Here is a 5,496-nt window from a genome sequence, read left to right as displayed (position 1 = left end):
AGCATCCGCCCCGGACAAGGGCACTTATTGCCGCATTGGGTGGACATTTTCACCCTACTCCAAAAGGGGTGGCGTTTATGATGCCATTGGCAGCCCTCACGAATTCTCCGTGGCTGGATCTGGACGGAACGTCGCGGCCATTAATTCCGCCGCGTTGCCCCCCGCCAGCAACCGATTCCGGTTCTTGGGAAATGTCTCCGTGACCGCATTTTGCCAACTCTTACCGCATGCTGTTCACACATGCGCGGCAGGGAATGGTGATATTCGTGCCCAGGGGCGAGCTGATGGACCGAGCCCTTGAATGCGAACAGGCAGTTTGGGCGCGTTGCTGTCGGCACTGGGCGGCGCTGAACGTCCGCTCCTGAGATCACCTCCCGGGCCGGCCTACCCCGACTTGGGTCGAAATCCAACATTCAAACTGCACCACCATTCGGAGCGCCCCACCCTTGCCCCTTCCACCCGCCAATGCTTATAGGGGCGGCCAATTTATCACGGACACCAAAACCATGACCGACACGTCTACCCTGGGCTTCCCCGAAGCCGCCGCCCGCCTGGGCGTTTCTCTCCGCGTTTTGCGCCGCGCCATCCGCGCGGGCCGCGTGGCCGCCCCCGCGCAGAACGGCGCCACCGCCCGCCTCTCCGCCGACTGGCTGGCTGGCGTTGAGGCCGCCGTTACGGAGAACCCCAGCGCCCTCAACCGCACTTTCGCGCAGGCCGTCCCGCCGTTTGCGCGCTATCCCGGCACCTCGGCCTGGCGCAAGTACCGCACCCGCGTGCGCGACTATTACCGCTTCCTCGCCGAAACCTCGATCTAACGCCCCAGCGGCCGGCGGTCCCCCCGCCGGCCGTTTTTTTCAGCAAGCCGTAGGATGGGTGAAGCGCAGCGTAACCCATCGTTTTCGTGCCACATCGCCCTGCGTCGCGTTGATGGGTTGCGCTGCACTCCACCCATCCTACGCGTTGTTCACACCACCAGCTTGGCCTCCACCAAGTCCGGCTCCTCGGGGATGCGGGCGATGGTGAAGCCGAGATGCTTGACGAAGGCAAGCATCGGCGCGTTATCCGCCAGAACCTGCCCGATAATCTCCTTCACCCCGTGGGCACGGCCCCAGTCGATGATCGCTCGCATCAGCGCCGAGCCTAGCCCCAGCCCCTTGGCCGCCGACTCCACCGCCACGGCGAATTCGCCGGTGATGCCGTCGGTATCGTCACGCACCAGCCGGGCGACGCCCATGGTCGCGCCCGTAACCTCGTTCTTGGCGATGAACGCCATCTCGCGCCTGTAGTCCACGTCGGTCATGCGGGTGATCTGCTCCACCGGCAGGCTCCTCATCGGCGAGAAGAAACGGTAGCGCATATCCTCCGGCGTGACGCGCGAGATCAGGGCGATATGCGCGTCCGCATCCTCGGGGCGGATCGGGCGGATGATCAATTTCATCCCCTTGGCCTCGTAGGTGGTAATCAGGTCCGCCGGGTACGGGCTGATGATCGGCGCGGGCCGCGTCTCGCCCGGCGGGCGCAGCACAATGCGCGCGCTGGCCGCCACCGCCCCCTGCTCGTTGACAAAGACCGGGTCGAGATCGAGCAGCGCAATCTCCGGCGTGTCCAGGATCAGCTGGCTGATGCGCACCAGGATCGCGGCGATCGCGTCCTCATCCGCCGCCGCCTGGCCGCGATGCGCCGCTAGCAGCGGCGCCACCGGGGCGCGGTGGATGAGCGCGTGGGCCAGCGGCAGGTTGAGCGGCGGCAGGTCTGCCGTCAGGGTGGAGACATCGTCCGGGTCGCCGCCGCCCGCGCCAAAGCCGATCAGCGGCCCCAGCACCGGATGGTCGGAAACGCGCACCCGCAGCATGGTGCCGCGCGGCGCCTGGGTCTGCACCACGAAACCGGCCTTGCTGGCATCGTCGCCGCGCTGGGCCAAGCGCACCAGGATCGCCCGGCCGGCATCGCGCACCGCCGCCGCGTCTGGCAGGTCCAGCACCACCGAGCCGGCAAGCAGATGCGTCGGCACATCCGGGTGCGAGAGCTTCAGCACAGATGGGAAGCCCAGCGCCGCCGCCGCCGCAGCAGCCTCGTCCGGGGTGGTCACATGCCGGCTGGCAATGGTCTTCACATTATAGGCAGAGACGAGCGCCAGCGCCTCGTCCTGCAGCAGCACCTCCTGCCCGCGCGCCCGCGCCGCGCTGATCTGCGCCGCCACCGCAGCCTTGTCCGGGGTGATGCTCAGCACGGCGGAATCCGGCAGTTCGCGCGCCGCCGCGCGGTTGCGCCGGTTGCGCAGCAGATGGCGGAACCCGGCCACCGCGCTCTCCGGCGTGTCGAAGCAGGCCAGCCGCGCCTGACTCAATATGTGCCTATGGCGCAGGCCCAGCGCCTCGCCCATCACCGTGATCAGCAGCGGGATCTTCACCGTCTTGGCGCAGGCGATCAACGCCTCGATCGCAACATCCCCCTCGCCGTCGCTGGGGGCGTGCACCACCAGTATGCCGCCCACCTCGGGCGCCGAGGAAAGCAGCGCCGCCGTATCGGCCAGGCGCGTCGAGCCCTTGCCAACGAAGATCGGCCCGGAGGCGGGAACCTTGTCGATGGTAAGAGACAGCACCTGCCGCGTCTCGGGCGACAGTTCGGCCAGCTTCACGCCGGAGCGCACAGCCTCGTCCGCCGACAGCCGGCCGATGGCGGTGGAGTTTGTAATAATGGCCAGACTCTCGCCTCGCGCGGGCTTCACCCGGGTCAGGGTCTCGGCTGCGGCCAGGAATTCGCTGATCGAGGAGGTGAGCAATACGCCAGCGCGGGCCATGGCGGCCTCAAGCATGGCGGGGAGCTTCTGGCCGGGGAAGTTTATCTCCATCCCCGGCACGATGGCGACCACCGGGCGCAGCCGCGCCGCCGCGCGCGCCGCCGAGAAGAACAGCTGGGGGTCGCGCAGCCGGTCGATCTCGACCATGATGGCGGCGGTGTTGGGGTCGCGGGAGAGTTGGTCGAGCACTAGGCCGAAGCCGATATCGGTATTGCCGCCAATACCGACGAGATGGCTGAAGCCGACGGCATTCGGCGCCGCCCAGTCGATGACCGTGCGGGCGATGGAGGAGGACTGCCCGACCAGCGCCATGCGCCCCGGCTGGGGCATGAGCGCGAAGGGCGAGGCGTTCAGCCCCAGCCCCGGCAGGATCAGCCCGAAGGAATGCGGCCCCATGACCCTGATCCCGGCTTGGCGGGCCATCTCATCCAGCCCGGTCACCTTATGCGAGAGCACGACGGCGCCCCGCGCCCCCATGCGCGCATGGCGGAGCAGCGCTGCCTGAATATCTCCCGGCTCGTCGGCCACCAACGCGACGTCCGCATGCTCCACCGGTTCGGCGTCCGTGCCGATCTGCCCGGCGAACCCACCAGCCCGCAAATTGGCCAGAATCCGCTGGCCCAGCGGGGTTGAGGTACCGCTCAGACTCACGCTCTCAGGGCGAAAAAGCCGTGCCGCGTCGAACCGCCGCTTCATCGGTACCGTCATGCAGACCTCCGTTTGTCCCCACTATACACCGCCAGGGGCTCCGCATTCCATGCTCCATCCTCTGGCCGCGCAGCAGGGAACCGGGCTAGTATCCGGGGCCATGAATTCGCTCGACACTCCCCCCGCATTCGGCCTGTCCCAGCGTCTGCCGCCGACCAACGTCCAGGCCGAACAGGCGCTGCTCGGCGCTTTGCTGGCCAATAACAAAGCTTATGAACGGGTTTCGGAATTCCTGACGCCGGAGCATTTTGCCGATCCGGTCCATGCGCGCATCTTCGCCGCCATCCAGCGCCGCTGCGAGGCCGGGCAGATCGCCGACCCGGTGACTTTGCGCGCCGAGTTTGAACATTCCGGCATGCTCGACGAGGTGGGCGGCAACGCCTACCTGGCCCAGTTGCTCTCGGCCATGGTCGGCATCATCAACGCCGGCGATTACGGCCGCGTTATCCGCGATGCTTGGCTGCGCCGCCAGCTCATCGATATCGGCGAGACGGTGGTGAACCGCGCCTTCGGCGCCGAGCCGGAGCTGGATGGCGCGGCGCAGATCGAGGCGGCGGAGCAGACCCTGTTCAACCTCGCCACCCAGGGCGGGGCGGAGCGCAGCGGCATCAGCTTCAAGAACGCGCTGATCGAGGCGATCGAGATCGCCTCCAAGGCGTTCCAGAACCAGGGCTCGGTCTCGGGCCTGGATACCGGCCTGCGCGACCTGAACAAGCGCACCGGCGGCCTGCACAAGTCGGACCTTATCATCCTCGCCGGGCGCCCCGGCATGGGCAAGACCGCGCTGGTGACGAAGATCTCCTTCGGCGCGGCCAAGGCGATGCTAAACAATGCCCGCCTTGAGAACCCCAACGCCATGGCGAAGGAATGCGTCGCCATCTTCTCGCTGGAAATGAGCGCCGACCAGCTCGCCACCCGTCTGCTGGCCGAGGAAGCGCGCGTTTCCGCCGACAAGATCCGCCGCGGCGAAATCTCATCCCGCGACTTTGATACTTTCGTGAAGGTCAGCCGCGAGATTTCCGACGTCCCGCTGGTCATCGACGATACGCCCGCCATCACCCTCTCGGCGCTGCGCACACGCTGCCGCCGCCTCCAGCGCACGCAGGGGCTGGGGCTGGTTATCGTCGACTATCTGCAGCTCATGCGCCCGGCCGCCGGCACAAAGCCCGAGAGCCGCGTGCTGGAAATCAGCCAGATCACCCAGGGCTTGAAAGCCATCGCCAAGGAGCTAGCGGTGCCGGTCATCGCGCTCTCCCAGCTCTCGCGCTCGGTGGAAAGCCGCGACGACAAGCGTCCCCAGCTCTCGGATTTGCGTGAATCCGGCTCCATCGAGCAGGATGCCGACATGGTGATGTTCATCTACCGCGACGAATACTACCTGCAGCAGCGCGAACCGAAGATCACCGCCTTCGACCGGGACGACAAATACCAGGAGGCGATGGAGAAGTGGAAAACGGACATGCAGAATGTCTACCAGAAGGCCGAGCTGATCCTGGCCAAGCAGCGCCACGGCCCCACCGGCAAGATCGACCTCTTCTTCGAGGGCGAGTTCACCCGCTTCGCCGATCTCGACACAATCCACGAGTGACGTTTTGACCGCGCTTCTGGAAATCGACCTTGGCGCCATCGCCGCCAATTGGCGTCAGCTCGCGGCCACGCATCCGGGCGAGACTGCCGCCGTGCTGAAGGCCGACGCCTACGGGCTGGGTGCTGCGCAAGTCGCGCCAGTGCTGGCCAAGGCCGGGTGCAAGACCTTCTTCACCGCGCATCTGGAAGAGGCGGCGGCGCTGCGCGAAATCCTGCCCGAGGCGCGCATCGCCGTGCTGAACGGGCTGTTCCCGCATGCGGCGGCTGATTTCTACGCGCACAACATCATTCCGGTGCTCGGCTCGCTGAGGGACATCGCTCTCTGGCACACCGAGGCGGCGGGGCTGGGCCGCCCCCTGCCCTGCATGCTGCACTTGGAAATGGGGATGAACCGGCTCGGC

4 protein-coding genes are annotated in these 5,496 nt (G+C 66.9%); 3 read left to right on the top strand and 1 reads right to left on the bottom strand.

Annotation, left to right across the window (positions count from 1 at the left end; all coding sequences use genetic code 11):
* The first annotated feature begins 506 nt into the window (after nt 1-506).
* A complete protein-coding gene (locus tag ACLPJJ_RS07450) occupies nt 507-815 on the top strand; it encodes a hypothetical protein (protein ID WP_443590317.1) in 309 nt (102 codons plus the stop codon).
* A 149-nt stretch (nt 816-964) separates the two neighbouring features.
* Here the strand turns inward: ACLPJJ_RS07450 and ACLPJJ_RS07445 are convergent, their stop codons facing one another.
* Nucleotides 965-3,508, bottom strand: a complete 2,544-nt coding sequence (locus ACLPJJ_RS07445; protein WP_443590316.1) for a bifunctional acetate--CoA ligase family protein/GNAT family N-acetyltransferase — start codon at nt 3,506-3,508, stop codon at nt 965-967.
* A gap of 100 nt (nt 3,509-3,608) precedes the next feature.
* On the opposite strand from ACLPJJ_RS07445, the gene ACLPJJ_RS07440 reads away from it, so the two are divergent.
* Both ACLPJJ_RS07440 and ACLPJJ_RS07435 read left to right on the top strand, forming a co-directional pair.
* Nucleotides 3,609-5,096: a replicative DNA helicase gene (locus tag ACLPJJ_RS07440; RefSeq protein WP_443590318.1), complete on the top strand. Its 1,488-nt coding sequence runs from the start codon at nt 3,609-3,611 to the stop codon at nt 5,094-5,096.
* A gap of 4 nt (nt 5,097-5,100) precedes the next feature.
* On the top strand, nt 5,101-5,496 hold a 396-nt coding region (locus ACLPJJ_RS07435; protein ID WP_443590315.1), incomplete at its 3' end, for an alanine racemase.

Origin of the sequence: Acidocella sp., from assembly GCF_052326845.1 — a bacterium.
Taxonomy (GTDB): domain Bacteria; phylum Pseudomonadota; class Alphaproteobacteria; order Acetobacterales; family Acetobacteraceae; genus Acidocella.
The sequence above is the reverse complement of the archived record's forward strand: the minus strand, read 5'-3'. Positions and strand labels throughout refer to the sequence as shown.